This window comes from Castellaniella sp., assembly GCF_034675845.1.
GTDB lineage: Bacteria > Pseudomonadota > Gammaproteobacteria > Burkholderiales > Burkholderiaceae_B > Castellaniella.
Window position 1 is genome coordinate 2,058,375 of the sequence record NZ_JAUCCU010000001.1, and the last position, 16,308, is coordinate 2,074,682.

A 16,308-nucleotide genomic window follows, 5' to 3' on the forward strand; every position below is an offset into this window, starting at 1 on the left:
AGCAGGAGAAGGCGTCAGTTTTGCAGGTCGGGCCGCCACCAGAGAAACTGATTGCGTCCGGCGTTTTTGGCGGCATACATGGCAGTATCTGCACGACCTACCAAGGTATTCAGGTCTTGGCCATGCTGGGGGTACAGCACGGCGCCGATGCTGGCGGATATCTGTACTTCGTGGCCCTGGAGATCAAAAGGCTGGGCCAGTGCAATCAGGATATTCTGGATAATGCGCTCGGCGTCGTGGCGTTCGGACAGATTACTGAGCAGCAAGGCGAATTCATCGCCGCCGAAACGCGCTACCGTATCGTCTGATTCTGATCTGACCTGGGTGTTCAGGCGCTGGGCGATTTGCTGCAGCAGCAAATCGCCGCAGGCATGGCCGTGTAAATCGTTGACAGCCTTGAAGCCGTCCAGGTCCAGATACAGCAATACCAGGGATTGGTGGTGCCGCAGGGATGCATCCAGCGCGCGCAGGCAGCGGTCCTGGAACAGAACCCGGTTGGCCAGCCCGGTCAGTGGGTCGTGGGTGGCGGCATGCGCCAGGCGGGTTTCGCTGGCCTGCAGTGCCAGATAGATGGCCCGTTGCCTAGCCAGGCCCAGGATAATGCCCAGGGCGCCTGCCAATAGCACCAGGGTGGCTGCCAGGGTTACCCAGAGATAGTGGGTCTGGCGTAGTTGTGCCGTGGCAATGGCTTCGTCGTAGGCTGTGCCGATGACCACCATCAGAGGATAGTTGGCCAAGGTGCGATAGCTGATCAGGCGGCGCACGCCATCGAATCCGTCTTTGTCTTCGAAATTTCCGTGTCGTCTGTCCATCTGTCGGGTAAACCAGGGCAGGGCTTTGGCGGACTCGTCCATGCCGATGTCCTGGCCGATTTGGCGCACGCGTGTATAGCCGTCCAGGCCAGTGACAGCCAGCAAGTCCTGGCTGCCCAGGCCTGCCAGGCGATAGAAGGTACTGAGATTGGGCGGGTCGATGGCGATCACGACCACGCCGCCGAAACTGCCGTTGGCTTGGTTGATGCGTAGCGACAATGGGATGCGCCACTGGCCGGAAACGCGCCCCAGGACGGGACGGTTGATATACAGCTTGTCGTTTTGCGCATGGCGCTGAGCCAGGAAAAAATCGCGGTCTGCATAGTTCACCGAAGGGGGGGTAGGCAGGGTGCTGTCGACAATTGCGCCGTCTGCGTTGACGACGCTGACGATGGTGAACATGGAGTCGCGAATGATGTCACGATCCAACCAGTCCTTCAGATCCAGAGAGTCGCCCCGGTGCACGGCTTCTTCGCGCACAAAGGCCGCGACTTGTTCGGCGGATTTCAGGGTGCGGTAGATTTCCTGTTCGAAGGCGATCGCCAGGTTGGCGTTGGCGTGCATGGCCGCCTCGACGGCTTGTTCGCGCTCGGTGTAGATGCGGTGGGTGACGGCAAACCAGATAAAGGAAATGATGGCTAAAAACAACAGTCCGACAACGGCGCTTAAAGGCTTGTCGAAGACATAGCGTTGTTTAGGAGTGTCCATGGTGTGGCGGTGGCAGTCCAATCAATGCTGTACTGTACTGGTTTCGTTGGGATTGCGCCGAGAAATCAGGGGGCCGGTGCTGTGATATTCTTTTCAGTTCCCTTTTTCTCTTTGCCTGTGCCATGTCCATCGATTATCTCAAGCGCATTCTGACGTCCAAAGTCTACGACGTCGCCCATGAAACCTCCTTGGACCTGGCCCCCCGAATTTCCAAGCGCATTGGCAACACGGTGTTGCTCAAGCGCGAGGATACCCAGCCCGTGTTCAGCTTCAAGCTGCGGGGCGCCTATAACAAAATGGCCCACCTCAGTCCAGAGGATCTGAAGCGTGGTGTGATCGCCGCCTCAGCGGGCAACCACGCCCAGGGGGTTGCCCTGTCGGCCAGCCGCCTGAAATGCCGCGCGGTGATCGTCATGCCGGTCACCACGCCAATGGTCAAGATCGACGCTGTGCGTGCGTTGGGGGGCGAAGTCGTGCTGTTTGGCGATAGCTTTACTGAAGCTGCCGAACATGCGACCGAGATCCAGGCGCGTGACGGGCTGACCTTTGTGCATCCTTTTGATGATCCGGATGTGATTGCCGGACAGGGCACCGTGGGCATGGAAATCCTGCGCCAGCATCCGGGTCCGATCGATGCCGTATTCGTGGCGATTGGCGGGGGCGGATTGATTTCCGGGGTGGCGGCTTACATTAAGCAATTGCGCCCAGAAATCCAGATCATTGGCGTGCAGACGAATGACTCGGATGCCATGGTGCGCAGCGTGCAGGCCGGGCGGCGGATAAAGCTTGCCGATGTGGGTCTGTTTTCCGACGGCACTGCAGTCAAGCAGGTCGGCCAGGAAACCTTCCGCCTGGTGCGTGAATATGTGGATGATTTCGTCACCGTGGACACGGACGCCATTTGTGCCGGCATCAAGGATGTTTTCCAGGACACGCGCAGCGTGCTGGAACCTGCGGGGGCTTTGGCGCTGGCCGGGGCCAAACGATATGCCGCCCAGCACAAATGGAAGGGCAAGACCCTGGTGGTGATCACCTGTGGCGCCAATATGAATTTTGATCGGCTGCGGTTTGTGGCCGATCGCGCAGACGTGGGCGAAGCGCGCGAAGCCCTGTTTGCCATCACGTTGCCCGAAAAACGCGGCAGTTTCCTAAGTTTGTGCGAGGCCGTGGGACAGCGGGCCGTCACCGAGTTCAATTACCGTATTTCAGATGCGGAACAGGCCCATGTGTTTGTGGGACTACAGATTCGATCCGAGCCTGAAATCGAAAAACTGGCGGCGCTTTTCCGCAAGCAGGGTTTTCCTACTTTGGATTTGACCGGCAATGAAATGGCCAAGACGCACCTGCGCTATATGGTGGGGGGGCACTCCGGCCTGGCAGAGCACGAGGTCTTGTACCGCTTTGAATTCCCCGAACGCCCCGGCGCCTTGATGCGGTTTTTGGGGGCGATGAATCCCGACTGGAATATCAGCCTGTTCCACTACCGCAGCCAGGGCGACGACTATGGTCGTATTCTGGTGGGTATGCAGGTGCCACCAGACGATAAAAAGGCGTTCAAGGAGTTTTTGTCCACGCTGGGCTATCCGTACTGGAATGAAACCGATAACCCTGCGTACCGCCTGTTTTTATAGGGCTTGGGCAGCCTGCTTGCTTTGTGGTGGCGCAGCGGATGCGTCACACACGCGGCTGGCCGGAAACCGGATTGTGAAGGTGCTGCCTTCGCCGGGTGTGCTGTCTATATCCAAGCTGGCCTGGTGGCGCAAGGCCACGTGTTTGGTGATGGCCAGCCCCAGTCCGGTACCGCCGGAAGCCCGCGAGCGACCACGATCTACCCGGAAAAAGCGTTCGGTCAGGCGTGGGATGAGCGCGTAGTCGATACCGATGCCGGTGTCGGCTACCTGATAGCTGGCCTGGCCGTCTGGCAATAGCGCCCAGCGCACGCGGATGGTGCCCCCGGCCGGGGTGTAGCGTACCGCGTTGGTCAGAAGGTTGCTGATGGCCGAGGATAATTCGCTGGCCTGCCCGATGATGGCTAGGGTATCGCTGATCTGTACGTCGAATAGGTGCCTGTCTTTGGAGATTGCCTGGGCTTGTGTCAGGGCAGTGCGAATCAGCGGCGCCAGCACGACGGGTTCGCCCTGACCATTGGGCGAGCTTTCCAGGGCTGACAGAGTCAGCAAATCAGACACCAGGGCCTGCATATTATGGGCTTGCTGTTCCATCAGGTGTAGATAGCGGCGGCGTTGGTCCAGCGGGATGGCATCGTCGGGCAAGTCCAACAGGGTTTCGATAAAGCCGGACAAGACCGTCAGGGGTGTACGCATCTCGTGTGAGACATTCGCCACAAAGTCTTTGCGGGTGCTCTCCAGTCGTTCGATTTGCGTAATATCGCGGGTCACCATCAGAAATTGCCCCACGGCATATGGCGTCATGTGCAGCAGCAGCGTGCGCATGTGCAGGCCTCGGCCCAGATGCAGGGTCAGTGGCTTGTCCCAGTGGTCCTGGTGGGCATAGCGGGCGAACTCGGGGGTGCGGATAATGTTCAGGATGCTGTGGCCGCGATCCCGGCTCAAGTCCAGCCCCAGGTGGCTGGCCGCCGTCTGGTTGCACCACAGCAGGGATTTGTCCGGTGCCAGGGTCAAGGCGCCGTCCGGCAAGGCCTCGGCGGCCAGCAAGGCCCGTTGAAAATTACGGTTGCGTTCTTTCAGATCCAGGCGGTTTTGTTTGAGCTTGCGGTAAATAGGAGCCAGGATTTCGTCCCAGGGGCCGATGGATGGCGGTGGCGGTTCGTCGATGTGGTGGACCCAGCGGGCGATGCGCGAGAGCTGCAGGCCGCTGACCAGGACCATGATCAGCAGCCCCAGCGCAAAGACGGCCCAGCCAGTGGCCGCCCCCAGCCAGGCGCCCAGCAGCCAGCCCCCCAGGGCCCAGAGTGCGATGGAAACAATGGTTTTGCTCATTCTGATTGTGTTGTGCTGAAACGGTAACCGGCTCCCCGGACCGTCTGGATAAGGAATTCCTGGCCTGCGGGCGACAAGGCCTTGCGCAGCCGTCGGATATGGACGTCTACCGTGCGTTCTTCCAGAAAGACATGATCGCCCCAGACCTGATCCAGGAGCTGACTGCGGCTATAGACTCGCTGTGCGTGCGTCATGAGAAAGTGTAGCAGGCGAAACTCGGATGGCCCCATGGGCAGGCTGAGATCGGCACAGCTTACCTGGCGGGATTCGGGGTCCAACGTCAACTCGCCCGCCTGAATCAGGTCGGCAGTCAGTTGGGGAGCCCGGCGGCGCAGCAGGGATTTGATCCGGGCGTGCAGCTCGCGCAGGGAAAAGGGCTTGGTCAGATAGTCGTCGGCCCCGGCCTCCAGACCGTCCACCTTGTCTTGTTCAGTGCCGCGGGCAGTCAGCATGATCAGGGGGATTTCACGCGTGCGGGAAGCTGCCCGCAACTGTTTGGCCAGGTGGATGCCGGGTTGATCCGGCAGCATCCAGTCCAGCAGGATCAGGTCGGGCAGCACATCCTGGATCTGTTCCTGAGCCTGGCGGGCGTCCTGTGCCGTACGGATAACATAGCCTGCGTGCTGCAGATTGATCGACAGCAGCTCCAGGATGGCAGGTTCGTCTTCGATGATCAGGATGGTGGCGGGCATGATGGACACAGAGTAAGAAACACGGGCGCAGCCGGTCGATTGAGCGAACTCATGATACCGCCACATTATTTCATTCCTGTGACGGTTTCGCTGCCGGTGGTGTCCACACCGCCGCCGGGGATGCGGTACGATACGAGCATCATGACAGAACCATCCGACGCAGCCGGCCAGGGGCCGCAGACACACTTCGGTTTCGAAACAGTGCGCGAGGCCGACAAGGCCCAGCGCGTGGCCGAGGTCTTCCATTCAGTGGCCAGCCGCTACGACATCATGAATGATCTGATGTCCTGCGGCCTGCATCGCGCCTGGAAGGCCTTTACCATTGGTCGGGCGCAGGTGCGCGCCGGTATGCGGGTGCTGGATATTGCCGGAGGTACTGGCGACCTGACCCGCGCATTTGCCCGGCGGGTCGGCCCCACCGGCCAGGTCTGGCTGACCGATATCAATGATTCCATGCTGCGGGTGGGCCGCGACCGCTTGCTGGATCGTGGTCTGGTCACGCCGGTGGCGGTGTGCGACGCTGAATGTCTGCCTTTCCCGGATCATTACTTTGATCGGGTGTCGGTGGCTTTCGGCCTGCGCAATATGACCCATAAGGATCGTGCCCTGGCCGAAATGCGCCGGGTACTGAAGCCCGGCGGTAAATTGCTGGTGCTGGAGTTTTCCCGCGTGGCCCCGGCTTTGGCGCCGGTCTACGACTGGTATTCCTTCAACGTCCTGCCAAAAATCGGCAAGCTCGTGGCATCGGACGAATCCAGCTACCGCTATCTGGCTGAATCCATCCGCATGCATCCCGACCAGGAAACTCTGGCCGATCTGATGCGGACCGTGGGCTTTGGGCGGGTGCAGTATTTCAATATGTCGGCGGGCGTGGTGGCCCTGCATGAGGGCGTCCGGCTGGATTGACGATAGATCCTATATTTATTGTTCAGGGGCTGCACGATGCAGCCCTATTTTTATGGTAATTTATCAGTATTCAGCTTGTTGTCAGATTTGACTGACGCCAGGCCCTTCTTTCTCGCTTTTATAACGACCTCATTGCGGAGACACCATGTCTGTTCAATTGCCTCGCTGGATCGTGGCTACCCTGCTGCTCGTTGCAGCCTTGATGATGCTGGCGGTCACCTCGGATGCCGAGGCCCGTCGCTTTGGTGGGGGCTCCAGTTTCGGCCGCCAATCCTCTAACGTGACGCAGCAGCGTCAGGCCGTGACTCCGCCAGCGGCCAATACCACCCAGCGTGCTGCTGCGCCTGCCGCCGCCGCGGGCACTGCCGCCGCTGCCGGGGCTGCCAAATCCGGTATGTCCCGTTTTCTGGGGCCGCTGGTCGGCATTGCCGCAGGCCTGGGGATTGCCGCTTTGCTGTCCAGTATGGGGCTGTCAGGCGCTTTTCTTGAATTCCTCTCCAGCGCCCTGTTGATTGGCTTGGTGATTTTTGCCGTCATGTTCCTGGTGCGCCGCCTGCGCGGTGCCCAGCGGCCATTGGCCGCCGCTGGTGCGGGTGCGGCGGGCAATAATAGCTATCGCCAGGCACAGGGCATGGATTCATCCCCGGCGCCCGTCGGCTTTCCCGCACCGTCGGGCAGTGCATCCACTGCCGCAGCGCCCGCCGCTGCGCCGATCGAGGCCGTCTCTTCCGCGCCCCAGGACCCCTCCTGGTTCATCCCTGGCGATTTTGACGTGCCTGCCTTCCTGGCCCAGGCCAAAAAGCAGTTCACGCAGATCCAGTCCCTCTGGGATGCCGGTAATCGTGATGCCCTGCGCGAATACCTGACAGACGACCTGTTGGCCGAAATCACCCCCAGCCTGCCCCAGGTCACCGAGGGCAACCGCACCGAAATCGTGCTGCTCAATGCCGAACTTCTCGGGATCGAGGCCGTGGCCGGCGGCCATCTGGCCAGCGTGCGCTATTCCGGCATGTTGCGTGATGCCCCGGGCGCCGAAGCTTTCCGCCTGGAAGAAGTCTGGAACCTGTATAAGGCCGATGGCGCGGGCTGGCTGCTGGCCGGTATTCAGCAACTGGATCCTTCTGCCTGATCGCTGACTTGGGTCGTTCTCCCGCTTTTCTCGAGAACGGCCCGAGAGCCCCTTCGCCCTGAGCCTGTTCTCAGGGCGTTTTTTTTAGGGGTTGCCTTGGCTGGCAGGTAAAAACGGTAAACTGGAAGCTTGATGGCGACCTCGAAAGAGGCCTCGTCTTGATCCTCCGCCTTTTGGATGCATTTGGCCCGTCTTGGCTGGGCAGTGTGCATCGCTGTGCTCTGATATGTCCTTCCCCTCCTTTTTGCCTCATCCCGCCAATCTGCTGTTGCAGGGCTTCAATGCCTTGTTGCGCCGAGAACCCTGGGCCAGCGAACGCCTGACGGCGCACGTCGGCAAATCCGTCCGCTTGTCTGCGGGGGCTTGGTCGCTGCAGGCCAGCATCACGTCTGGCGGTATGCTGCAGCGTTGTGAATCGGCCATCGTGCCCGACGTCACCCTGTCTGTTCCCGCCGATCGCTTGCGGGATTTGCCCGCAGCCTGGCGTCAACAGGGCCTGGCTGGCGTCACGGCGCTGGCACAAATCCAGGGGGATGCCGGCCTGGCGCATCTGGTGTCGGACCTGGCGCGCGAGTTGCGCTGGGATGTCGAAGACGACCTGGCCCGGGTGGTGGGCGATTCTCTGGCCGTGCGCCTGACCCAGGGGGCCCGTCAACTGGCGGCGGGCTTGCGCCAATCGGCGGGCCGGGCGCAGGATAACATGGCCGAATACCTGACGGATGAATCCGGCATAGGCCTGCGTGGTGCGGATTTCCGCCAGTGGCAGGCTGATGTTCAGGCTCTGGGCCAGCGTCTGGATCAGTTGGATCGCCGCCTGCAGCGTCTGTCGGGGGTGGCATGCTGACGCTTTTTCGTTTGGTTTACATCCTCTGGATCTGTTTGCGGTACCGCCTGGATGAACTGGTTCTGTCTGGCTTGCAGCATCCCTGGGCGCATCGTTTGTTGCGCCTGGCGCGCCTCGGGCGTGTGCCTCAGCAGCCGCGTGGCACGCGCCTGCGCCTGGCTTTGGAAACCTTGGGGCCCATCTATGTCAAATTCGGCCAGGTCTTATCCACGCGCCGGGATCTGGTGCCCGCCGATATTGCCGACGAACTTGCCCGCCTGCAGGATCGCGTGCCGCCCTTTCCGTCCGACCAGGCGGCCGCCATCATCCAGGCATCCCTGGGGGCGGCTCCCCAGGCCCTGTTTGCGCAATTCGAACGCGATCCCGTTGCCTCGGCATCCATTGCCCAGGTGCACTTTGCGGTGCTGCACGATGGTCGCGAGGTCGCGGTCAAGGTTCTGCGCCCCGGCATGCAAGAAGCCATCGAGCGCGACCTGACCTTATTGCGGTCTTTGGCTGGGCTGGTCGAACGTCTGGCCCCGGATGGCCGACGCCTGAAACCTCGTGAAGTCGTGGCGGAATTCGACAAATACCTGCATGACGAACTGGATTTGATCCGTGAGGCGGCCAACTGCAGCCAGTTGCGGCGTAACTTCGGGCCGGATACCGATCGTGCCAATCTGCTGATGGTGCCTGAGGTCGTCTGGGAATACTGCACCAGCCAGGTCTTTACCATGCAGCGCATGCACGGGGTGCCTGTCAGCCGGGTGCCGCGCCTGCGCGAGCTGGGTGTCGATATATCGCTGTTGGCACGCCAGGGCGTAGAGATTTTTTTCATGCAGGTGTTTACCGATGGGTTTTTCCATGCCGATATGCACCCGGGCAATATCTATGTGTCGGATGCACCAGATACCCTGGGGCGCTATATCGCGCTGGACTTCGGCATCGTAGGGTCTCTGTCCGAGTTCGACAAAAACTATCTGGCTCAGAACTTCCTGGCGTTTTTTCGTCGGGATTATCGCCGTGTGGCGCAACTGCATATTGAATCCGGCTGGGTGCCGCCCAGCACCCGCGAAGAAGAACTGGAAGGCGCGGTGCGGGCGGTGTGCGAACCCTATTTCGACCGGCCATTGGCTGAGATTTCTCTGGGCCAGGTGCTGTTGCGCCTGTTCCAGACCTCGCGGCGATTCAATGTCGAGATCCAGCCACAGCTGGTATTGCTGCAAAAAACGCTGCTCAATGTCGAGGGCATGGGGCGCGAGCTTGACCCCAATCTGGATCTTTGGCAGACCGCCAAGCCCTTTCTGGAGCGCTGGATGCACCAGCGCGTCGGCCTGCGCGGCCTGCGTCAGCGTCTGGACCAAGAGGCCAGCCAGTGGGCGCAGATCCTGCCGCAGATTCCGCGCTTGGTCTATGCCCGTCTGAACCATCCGGATTCCGGTTCTGCCACGCGTGATGAACTTGAACGTCTGCGTCGCGTCCAGGAAAGCACCAACCGCCTGTTGGGGGTGCTGTGCGGTATTCTGGCCGTGGGTCTGGGTGTGGCGGTATGGGCCCTGACGCACGGAGGCGGTTTCTGATGACGACGGCCCGTTTCGAATCCAAGATTCTGGACCGCGCCGCCTGTGAGCAGGCCGTGCGCGATGGGCGTTTTGCGCGTCCGCTGATCTTCACCAATGGCGTATTCGACATCCTGCATCGCGGCCATGTCACCTATCTGGATCAGGCGGCCTTGCTGGGGGCCTCGCTGATCGTGGGGGTCAACACCGATGCTTCCGTGCGTCGTCTGGGCAAAGGGGATGATCGCCCCCTGAACCGCCAGGAAGACCGGGCTGCCTTGTTGGCTGCCCTGGCTTGCGTGGATGGGGTTGTGCTGTTTTCCGAGGATACGCCGCTGGAATTGATCCAGGCGCTGCGGCCTGACGTGATCGTCAAGGGTGGCGACTACGACATGGATACGCTGCCGGAAACCGCCGTGGTGCGTCGTTGGGGCGGGCAAGCCGTGGCGATTCCGTTTGAACATCAGCGCTCGACCACTGCGCTGTTGCAAAAAATCCGCCAATAAGTCCAGTCCTGGCAGGCAGACTACACGGATAAAACCAATCAATGTGCATTGCTTATCTTGCCTTGGGGCACCCGGAATGGCCGGTGCGGGTCGCGGCCAATCGGGATGAATTCCATGCGCGTTCCAGCGTGGTGGCCGGGCCTTGGCCCAAACATCCTCAAGTGCTTGCTGGGCGCGATCTCAGCGCTGGCGGCACCTGGCTGGGTGGGGGCCAGGGGGGCCGTTTCGCCTTGCTGACCAATTTCCGCGAGCCCGGTTTCTCAGTGCCTGCCCACGCGCCTTCGCGGGGGATGCTGGTGCGTGATTTTTTGCTGGGAGCAGCCACGCCGCAGGCGTATTGCCGTGACATCGCCAGGCATGCCCAGGCTTGGGCCGGATTTAACCTGATTGTGGGGGATCTGGACGATGTCTGGTATTTCAGCAATCGCGACCCTGCCGAGGCGGCCCGTTGCCTGGCGCCTGGGCAATATGTATTGTCCAACCATTTATTGGATACGCCCTGGCCCAAATCCAGGCGCTTGCGGGCCGCATTGGATGCCTTGCCGGCCTTGGATTGGGTGCGCCACCCGCAGCGGGTTTTTGATGCGCTGCGCGACACCACGCAGGCCACGGTCGATCAACTGCCCGATACGGGGCTTGATTTACAGCGCGAACAGCTGGTCAGCAGTCCTTTTATTATTGATCCGCAATATGGTACGCGCTGCTCGACGCTGTTGGTGGCCCGAGCCGATGGCCAGCTGTGGCTGGACGAACAAAGCTATGATCCTGCGGGCCGGGCTGTCGGGCGCCATGGTGGCTGTCTGCCTGGACACGGCCAGCAGCCATGAGCTGAGCGGCTGTCGCTCGGCATCAAATGCTGCGCCGGTTGCCGGCGCAGCAGGGCACATCAGAATTGAAAGCGTGATTGCGCCGTGCCGCGCAGGGGCTTGGTCCAGGTGTCGAAGATCTGGGTGGTCTCGAAGTCGCCCGCGCCGGTGCGGGTGATGCGACAGGCAGTCATGATGGGGCTATGGCCCACGATGGCCACCAGGCGGCCCCCGACGGCCAACTGGTACTTCAGGGCGTCCGGCACACAGGGGACGGCCCCGGTCACCAGGATGGCGTCGTATTCGGCGGTGCCCCAGCCAGCATGCGCGTCGCCGGTTTCCAGGACGACATTGTCGATATGCTGGCGGGCCAGATTGGCCTGGGCAAAAGCTGCCAGACGGCTGTCGATTTCGATGCTGGTGATCTGCTGGCACAGGCGCGACACCAGGGCGGCCTGATAGCCCGAACCGGTGCCGATTTCCAGAACACAGTCGCTGGGCTGCAGCAGCAGTTCTTCGATCAGCTTGGTCTCGACCTTGGGCGAGAGCATGTGTTCGCGGGAATCAACCCCGTCGATGATCAGGGGGAGTTCCGTATCCGTGAAGGCCAGCGCCCGCATCTGCGGTGGCACAAAGTATTCGCGGGGGGTATCGAAGACGATTTTCAACAGACGTTCGTCCTGGACATTCCAGGGGCGGATCTGCTGCTCGATCATGTTGAAGCGGGCACGTTCGGCGTCGGGGATATCGTTGACGTTCATCTGAGAATAAGCCTTAGGGTTAACGTGAACCGATTATAGGCGACTTAGGCTGAAGCGCCCCATAGCGCGTGAAAATGCTGCACCGGGCCGTGACCAGTGCCGACCTGCAACTGGCCGGAGGCCGCGATGGCGCGTTCCAGGTAGTGTTTTGCCTGGCGTGCGGCCTCGGGCACGTCCTGGGTGCGGGGCAGCAGGGCAGCCAGTGCCGCAGACAGTGTGCAGCCCGTGCCATGGGTGTTGGGGGTGTGGATGCGGCGCCCGGGTAGTTCGATCATGCGGTCGCCGTCGTGCAGCAGGTCGATGGTGTCGTCACCCGGCAGGTGGCCGCCTTTAAGAAAGACCCAGTGGCTGTCGTTGTCGGGCAACAGTCGCCGCAGGCGTTCGGCCACGCGGCGCATTTCTTTCAGGGTCTCCACCGGGCGCTGGTCCAGCAGCACCCCGGCTTCGGGCAGATTGGGCGTGATGATGCTGGCCAGGGGCAACAGGCCGTCGCGCAGGGCCTCGACGGCCTGGCGCTCAAGCAGGAGGTCGCCGCTTTTCGCCACCATCACGGGGTCCAGCACCAGGTATGCGGGCTTCCAGTGGGCCAGACGATCCGCCACGGTGCGGGTGACGCCAGCCTGGCCCAGCATGCCGATCTTGACCGCATCCACCCGGACGTCGGCAAACAGCGTGTCGATCTGTGCGGCCACGAATTCAGGCGGGACTGGTGAAATGCCGGTCACGGCCTGGGTGTTCTGGGCGGTCAGCGCCGCAATCACTGCCATGCCGTAGGCCCCCAGGGCGCTCATGGTCTTGATGTCGGCCAGCACGCCGGCTCCGCCCGAGGGGTCGACGCCGGCAATGGATAGGGTATTGGGGATCATGTTGGTTTCAGGCAGCGTGGGTGGATGGCAGCAGACCTTCGGTGGGCGAGCTGGGGTCGGCGTCGTAGTATTTGCGCTTCACCCGGCCTGCCAGATAGGCCTGGCGCCCGGCATCCACCGCCAGCCGCATGGCATGCGCCATGCGGATCGGGTCGCGCGCACCGGCAATCGCAGTATTCATCAAAATCGCATCGCAGCCGAGTTCCATGGCGATAGCCGCATCCGAGGCCGTGCCCACGCCTGCGTCCACCAGCACTGGCACCCGGGCCTGGTCAATGATCAGGCGCAGATTCCAGGGATTGATGATGCCCATGCCCGATCCGATCAAAGAAGCCAACGGCATGACGGCAGCCACCCCGATGTCTTCGAGCATGCGACACTGGATGGGATCATCGCTGCAATACACCATCACGTCAAAGCCATCGGCCACCAGTGTGCGGGCGGCGACCAGGGTCTCTGGCATGTTGGGAAACAGGTTGCCTGCATCGCCCAGGACTTCCAGTTTGCAGAGCGTATGGCCGTCCAGCAGTTCGCGCCCCAGGCGCAGCGTGCGTACCGCATCGTCGGCGGTGTAGCAGCCTGCCGTGTTGGGCAAAATGGTATAGCGGTCTGGCGAGAGGAAATCCAGCAGATTCGGTTCGCCTGGATTCTGGCCGATATTCGTGCGGCGGATGGCCACGGTGACGATTTCAGTGCCGCTGGCCTCGATGGCGTCGCGGGTCTGATCGAAATCGCGGTATTTTCCGGTGCCGACTAACAGCCTGGATTGGAAGGCACGATTGGCAATGATGAGAGGATCTGCGGTGGTCATGTTGTACGTCGTGGGTTGGTCTGTCATGGGAATGATCGCACGGAGCGATCCCCAACAAGAATAATCCATTTATGATGAACTGACATACAGTTCCAATTTGTAATGTATTGATGGATTATGCATTATAATTTGACCTTATTCCTGGGAGGAAACACGGTGAAGGGAAAGATTATTGATTTCAGTGTGCAGAACAATCAGGGGCTGATTTCGGGTGATGATGACAATCGCTACACCTTTAGTGGCTCTGAATGGAAAGCGCAAGGGGTAGTACCCACTGTTGGATCTATTGTTGATTTCGAGGTGCACGAGCGTGAGGCGCGGGGGGTCTATCAGATTAGCGCTGGTGCAGCCTCGTCCGGTTTGTCGAAGCGAGTTGTTGCTGCGCTGTTCGCTTTTTTCCTAGGAGGGTTCGGGGCGCACAAATTTTACCTTGGCCTGACAAAGCCTGCCGTCATCATGCTTTGTCTCTGGATTTTCGGTTGGATTTTATTTGGAATCCCAACCTTGGTGGTCAGTGTCATCGCCTTCATCGAGTTTGTTCTCTATCTGACTAAAAGCGACGAAGAATTCGAGCGCATTTACGTGGTTGGCAAGAAGGGCTGGTTCTGATCTTGATGCTTTATAAATAGAATGTAATAAAGTAATAGCTTTCAATCATCCAGGGAGGGTGTGTTCATGAAAGGGAGTGTATTGGACTTTTCGATCCAACAAGGGCAGGGGATTATCACTACAGAAGAAGGTCGTCGATATACCTTTGTGGCTTCCGAATGGAAGGGGCAAGATCATCCAAAACGAGGCCAAGCTGTCGACTTTGATGTCAGTGCGGATGGTGAGGCTGTCGGTGTGTATATTGCCTTAGGTTCTACTACATCTTCCATGAACGCTAAGCTGCAATCAGCTATTTCTAGTTTGGATGGTAAGGCTCGTTCGTCTTATAACCCATTTGATTGGTTTATTCTTGCGTTTAAGAATTACGCTAATTTTAAAGGCCGGGCTGAGCGTCAGGAATATTGGTTTTATATATTATTTTATTTCATCGGCATTTTGGGTTTATCGGTGATCGATGAAATTTTATTTGGTGTTCCTTATTCTGATTTTGGCTTGCTCTCTTCAGTTTTTATGCTTGCAAGCCTAATGCCAACAGTTGCTTTGTCCGCGCGCCGCTTGCATGATTTAGGTAAATCTGGCTGGTGGCAATTGCTGAGCATCATACCTGTTATTGGTACTATCATTCTGATCATTTGGTTTGCTACAAAAGGACAGGATGTAGAAAATGCCTATGGTGTCCCAGTATCCGCATGATTTAGTCGCCCCTGCAGTATCAATAACACATTGATTTCATGCAATAATATTGACATCCAAAACCACCAAATCTCCCAGAAACGCCTCCGTTGCAGGTCATTTTCTGGGAGAAATGCCAAACGCCCCATGAGTGAAATCGACGATTTTTTCCGCAGTCGCCTGGATCAAATGATCGATCTGCGTAAACCGCTGGCGGTACTCGCCACGCATATCCCTTGGCAGGAATTGGAGGCCTCGGTGGCCCATCGATTTGCTCGCCAGGTGCGCACAGGAAAGAAAGTTTCCGATGTGGATTTGTTTGGCCCGAGCGTGGCTGTCGTGGGCGGTGCGATTTCAAACGCTGGGCGCCCGCGCCTGCCAATGCGGCTGATGATCTCCTTGCTGTATTTGAAGCACACCTTCAACGAAAGTGATGAAGGCGTATGCGAACGCTGGAGCGAGACGCCAGTCTGGCAATACTTTTCCGGCCAGGAATATTTCGAGGATCGCCTGCCGTGCGATCCCAGCGCGATCAGCCGTTTCCGGGGGCTATTGGGCGAAGATGGCGTCGAAGAACTGCTGGTGCAAACCATTATGGTGGGCATGAAGCTGGGGCTCATCGAGCGCCGGGCGCTGGAAACAGTGATCGTGGACAGCACGGTGCAGAGTAAGGCGGTGGCACACCCCACCGACAGCCGCCTGCTGGAAGTGGCACGTGAAAAACTGGCAACCGCTGCCAAGGCCCATGGCATTTGCTTGAAGCAAAGCTACGCCAAAGAAGGCCGGGACCTGGCCAGGCGGGCTGGGCGCTATGCGCACGCCAAGCAGTACCGCCGCATGCACAAGGCGATCAAGCGCCAGCGCACGATTCTGGGCCGCTTGGCCCGCGACATCGAGCGCAGCAAGACGATGCTGGCCCAAAGCATCCAGCAGGCCTTGGACCCACTGCTGGCCCGAGCGCATCGAATCGCAGAGCAGAGCCGTCGCAAGAAGGCGGTGAAGGGCAAGGACAAGATTGACAGCTGGCATGCCCCCGAAGTCGAGTGTATCGGTAAGGGCAAGGCCCGCACCCCGTATGAGTTCGGCGTCAAGGTGGGTATCGTGACCACGTTGACAGGGAACCTGATCGTGGGCGCACGCAGCTTCCCAGGCAACCCGTACGATGGCCATACGCTAGCAGAAGCGCTGGAGCAAGCCAGTATCCTGCTGCAGGACACCGGCGTCAAACCCAAGACGGTCTATGCTGATCTGGGGTATCGCGGGGTAGATGGTGAAATCCCGGAATATGCACTGAAGCACCGTGGAAAATTCAAACGCTTGACACCCAAAGAGCAGCAGTTGCTGAGACGGCGCCAGGCGATTGAACCGATCATTGGGCATCTGAAAAGCGATCACGGCATGAATCGCTGTCACTTGAAGGGACAAATTGGAGACGCCATTCATGCGGTGCTGTGCGCGGCAGGCTTCAATATGAAATGGCTGTTGCGCATGATTGCCCGAAAGGGCATTCGCCCTTTTTTTGCGCCTTATTTTTTGACCTGGATTTGGCAGCGGATTCAGAAATCATCCCTGTGGGGTGAGCTACCCCGCCAGAGTTCGTGGCCTCAGATCGCCGGAAATCCGGCGTGATATAGGTGAAATGAATTCTTCAGGGACGACGATTTAATTGCTATTAATTATGCATATAT

General features: G+C 59.6%; 16 protein-coding genes. 10 read left to right on the plus strand and 6 right to left on the minus strand.

The genetic code is table 11. The features are described 5' to 3' along the window. Nucleotides 1-14: 14 nt before the first annotated feature. A complete protein-coding gene (locus VDP81_RS09975; protein ID WP_323012198.1) occupies nt 15-1,520 on the minus strand; it encodes a sensor domain-containing diguanylate cyclase in 1,506 nt (501 codons plus the stop codon). Nucleotides 1,521-1,642: 122 nt separating this feature from the next. On the opposite strand from VDP81_RS09975, the gene ilvA reads away from it, so the two are divergent. After that, nucleotides 1,643-3,151 carry a threonine ammonia-lyase, biosynthetic gene (ilvA, locus tag VDP81_RS09980; RefSeq protein WP_323012199.1) on the plus strand — a complete coding sequence of 503 codons (1,509 nt, stop codon included), beginning with the start codon at nt 1,643-1,645 and terminating at the stop codon, nt 3,149-3,151. Here the strand turns inward: ilvA and phoR are convergent. Both phoR and phoB read right to left on the minus strand, forming a co-directional pair. Further along, entirely contained in the window at nt 3,146-4,480 is a 1,335-nt protein-coding gene (gene phoR / locus VDP81_RS09985; protein ID WP_323012200.1) for a phosphate regulon sensor histidine kinase PhoR, read from the minus strand. The genes ilvA and phoR overlap by 6 nt on opposite strands. After that, entirely contained in the window at nt 4,477-5,172 is a 696-nt protein-coding gene (phoB, locus tag VDP81_RS09990; protein WP_323012417.1) for a phosphate regulon transcriptional regulator PhoB, read from the minus strand. Before phoB ends, phoR begins: the two co-directional genes overlap by 4 nt. A 141-nt stretch (nt 5,173-5,313) precedes the next feature. Here phoB and ubiE point away from each other — a divergent pair, with 141 nt between their 5' ends. From ubiE to VDP81_RS10020, 6 genes are all read left to right on the plus strand, one after another. Next, nucleotides 5,314-6,078 carry a bifunctional demethylmenaquinone methyltransferase/2-methoxy-6-polyprenyl-1,4-benzoquinol methylase UbiE gene (gene ubiE, locus VDP81_RS09995; protein WP_322996180.1) on the plus strand — a complete coding sequence of 255 codons (765 nt, stop codon included), beginning with the start codon at nt 5,314-5,316 and terminating at the stop codon, nt 6,076-6,078. A gap of 145 nt (nt 6,079-6,223) precedes the next feature. Further along, nucleotides 6,224-7,207 (plus strand): Tim44 domain-containing protein, encoded by a 984-nt coding sequence (locus VDP81_RS10000; protein ID WP_323012201.1) that lies wholly within the window; start codon nt 6,224-6,226, stop codon nt 7,205-7,207. Nucleotides 7,208-7,433: 226 nt separating this feature from the next. Then, nucleotides 7,434-8,051: a ubiquinone biosynthesis accessory factor UbiJ gene (locus tag VDP81_RS10005; RefSeq protein WP_323012202.1), complete on the plus strand. Its 618-nt coding sequence runs from the start codon at nt 7,434-7,436 to the stop codon at nt 8,049-8,051. Continuing rightward, nucleotides 8,045-9,610, plus strand: a complete 1,566-nt coding sequence (ubiB, locus tag VDP81_RS10010; RefSeq protein WP_322996183.1) for a ubiquinone biosynthesis regulatory protein kinase UbiB — start codon at nt 8,045-8,047, stop codon at nt 9,608-9,610. The genes VDP81_RS10005 and ubiB overlap by 7 nt, the downstream gene beginning before the upstream one ends. Further along, nucleotides 9,610-10,095, plus strand: coding sequence for a D-glycero-beta-D-manno-heptose 1-phosphate adenylyltransferase (gene rfaE2 / locus VDP81_RS10015; protein ID WP_322996184.1), 486 nt, complete (start codon nt 9,610-9,612; stop codon nt 10,093-10,095). Before ubiB ends, rfaE2 begins: the two co-directional genes overlap by 1 nt. Before the next feature lie 41 nt (nt 10,096-10,136). Next, the gene (locus VDP81_RS10020; RefSeq protein WP_322996185.1) at nt 10,137-10,922 is read left to right on the plus strand and encodes an NRDE family protein; all 786 of its coding nucleotides are present in this window, start codon (nt 10,137-10,139) and stop codon (nt 10,920-10,922) included. 59 nt (nt 10,923-10,981) lie between these two features. On the opposite strand, the gene VDP81_RS10025 is transcribed toward VDP81_RS10020, so the two are convergent. Genes VDP81_RS10025 through VDP81_RS10035 form a run of 3 tightly spaced genes read right to left on the minus strand, consistent with a single transcriptional unit; the run spans nt 10,982 to nt 13,339 of the window. Further along, the gene (locus tag VDP81_RS10025; protein WP_322996186.1) at nt 10,982-11,662 is read right to left on the minus strand and encodes a protein-L-isoaspartate O-methyltransferase; all 681 of its coding nucleotides are present in this window, start codon (nt 11,660-11,662) and stop codon (nt 10,982-10,984) included. Nucleotides 11,663-11,706: 44 nt separating this feature from the next. Further along, complete coding sequence (gene thiD, locus VDP81_RS10030; protein ID WP_322996187.1) at nt 11,707-12,528, minus strand: bifunctional hydroxymethylpyrimidine kinase/phosphomethylpyrimidine kinase; 822 nt, start codon at nt 12,526-12,528, stop codon at nt 11,707-11,709. Nucleotides 12,529-12,535: 7 nt separating this feature from the next. Further along, nucleotides 12,536-13,339, minus strand: a complete 804-nt coding sequence (locus tag VDP81_RS10035) for a thiazole synthase (RefSeq protein ID WP_323012418.1) — start codon at nt 13,337-13,339, stop codon at nt 12,536-12,538. A 156-nt stretch (nt 13,340-13,495) separates the two neighbouring features. On the opposite strand from VDP81_RS10035, the gene VDP81_RS10040 reads away from it, so the two are divergent. The 3 genes from VDP81_RS10040 (at nt 13,496) to VDP81_RS10050 (ending at nt 16,249) form a co-directional block, all read left to right on the plus strand. After that, nucleotides 13,496-13,948: a TM2 domain-containing protein gene (locus tag VDP81_RS10040; RefSeq protein ID WP_323012203.1), complete on the plus strand. Its 453-nt coding sequence runs from the start codon at nt 13,496-13,498 to the stop codon at nt 13,946-13,948. Between the two features lie 66 nt (nt 13,949-14,014). Further along, the gene (locus VDP81_RS10045; RefSeq protein WP_323012204.1) at nt 14,015-14,641 is read left to right on the plus strand and encodes a DUF805 domain-containing protein; all 627 of its coding nucleotides are present in this window, start codon (nt 14,015-14,017) and stop codon (nt 14,639-14,641) included. A 126-nt stretch (nt 14,642-14,767) separates the two neighbouring features. Beyond that, complete coding sequence (locus VDP81_RS10050) at nt 14,768-16,249, plus strand: IS5 family transposase (RefSeq protein ID WP_323012205.1); 1,482 nt, start codon at nt 14,768-14,770, stop codon at nt 16,247-16,249. Nucleotides 16,250-16,308: the final 59 nt, after the last annotated feature.

What these genes read in the sequence shown, in the direction of transcription:
- VDP81_RS10000 (WP_323012201.1), top strand. Translation starts at nt 6,224, where the DNA reads ATGTCTGTTCAATTGCCTCGCTGGATCGTGGCTACCCTGCTGCTCGTT.
- VDP81_RS10045 (WP_323012204.1), top strand. Translation starts at nt 14,015, where the DNA reads ATGAAAGGGAGTGTATTGGACTTTTCGATCCAACAAGGGCAGGGGATT.
- ilvA (WP_323012199.1), top strand. Translation starts at nt 1,643, where the DNA reads ATGTCCATCGATTATCTCAAGCGCATTCTGACGTCCAAAGTCTACGAC.
- VDP81_RS10035 (WP_323012418.1), bottom strand. Translation starts at nt 13,339, where the DNA reads ATGACCACCGCAGATCCTCTCATCATTGCCAATCGTGCCTTCCAATCC.
- VDP81_RS10050 (WP_323012205.1), top strand. Translation starts at nt 14,768, where the DNA reads ATGAGTGAAATCGACGATTTTTTCCGCAGTCGCCTGGATCAAATGATC.
- VDP81_RS10005 (WP_323012202.1), top strand. Translation starts at nt 7,434, where the DNA reads ATGTCCTTCCCCTCCTTTTTGCCTCATCCCGCCAATCTGCTGTTGCAG.
- VDP81_RS09975 (WP_323012198.1), bottom strand. Translation starts at nt 1,520, where the DNA reads ATGGACACTCCTAAACAACGCTATGTCTTCGACAAGCCTTTAAGCGCC.
- thiD (WP_322996187.1), bottom strand. Translation starts at nt 12,528, where the DNA reads ATGATCCCCAATACCCTATCCATTGCCGGCGTCGACCCCTCGGGCGGA.
- VDP81_RS10020 (WP_322996185.1), top strand. Translation starts at nt 10,137, where the DNA reads ATGTGCATTGCTTATCTTGCCTTGGGGCACCCGGAATGGCCGGTGCGG.
- VDP81_RS10025 (WP_322996186.1), bottom strand. Translation starts at nt 11,662, where the DNA reads ATGAACGTCAACGATATCCCCGACGCCGAACGTGCCCGCTTCAACATG.
- phoB (WP_323012417.1), bottom strand. Translation starts at nt 5,172, where the DNA reads ATGCCCGCCACCATCCTGATCATCGAAGACGAACCTGCCATCCTGGAG.
- ubiE (WP_322996180.1), top strand. Translation starts at nt 5,314, where the DNA reads ATGACAGAACCATCCGACGCAGCCGGCCAGGGGCCGCAGACACACTTC.
- rfaE2 (WP_322996184.1), top strand. Translation starts at nt 9,610, where the DNA reads ATGACGACGGCCCGTTTCGAATCCAAGATTCTGGACCGCGCCGCCTGT.
- ubiB (WP_322996183.1), top strand. Translation starts at nt 8,045, where the DNA reads ATGCTGACGCTTTTTCGTTTGGTTTACATCCTCTGGATCTGTTTGCGG.
- phoR (WP_323012200.1), bottom strand. Translation starts at nt 4,480, where the DNA reads ATGAGCAAAACCATTGTTTCCATCGCACTCTGGGCCCTGGGGGGCTGG.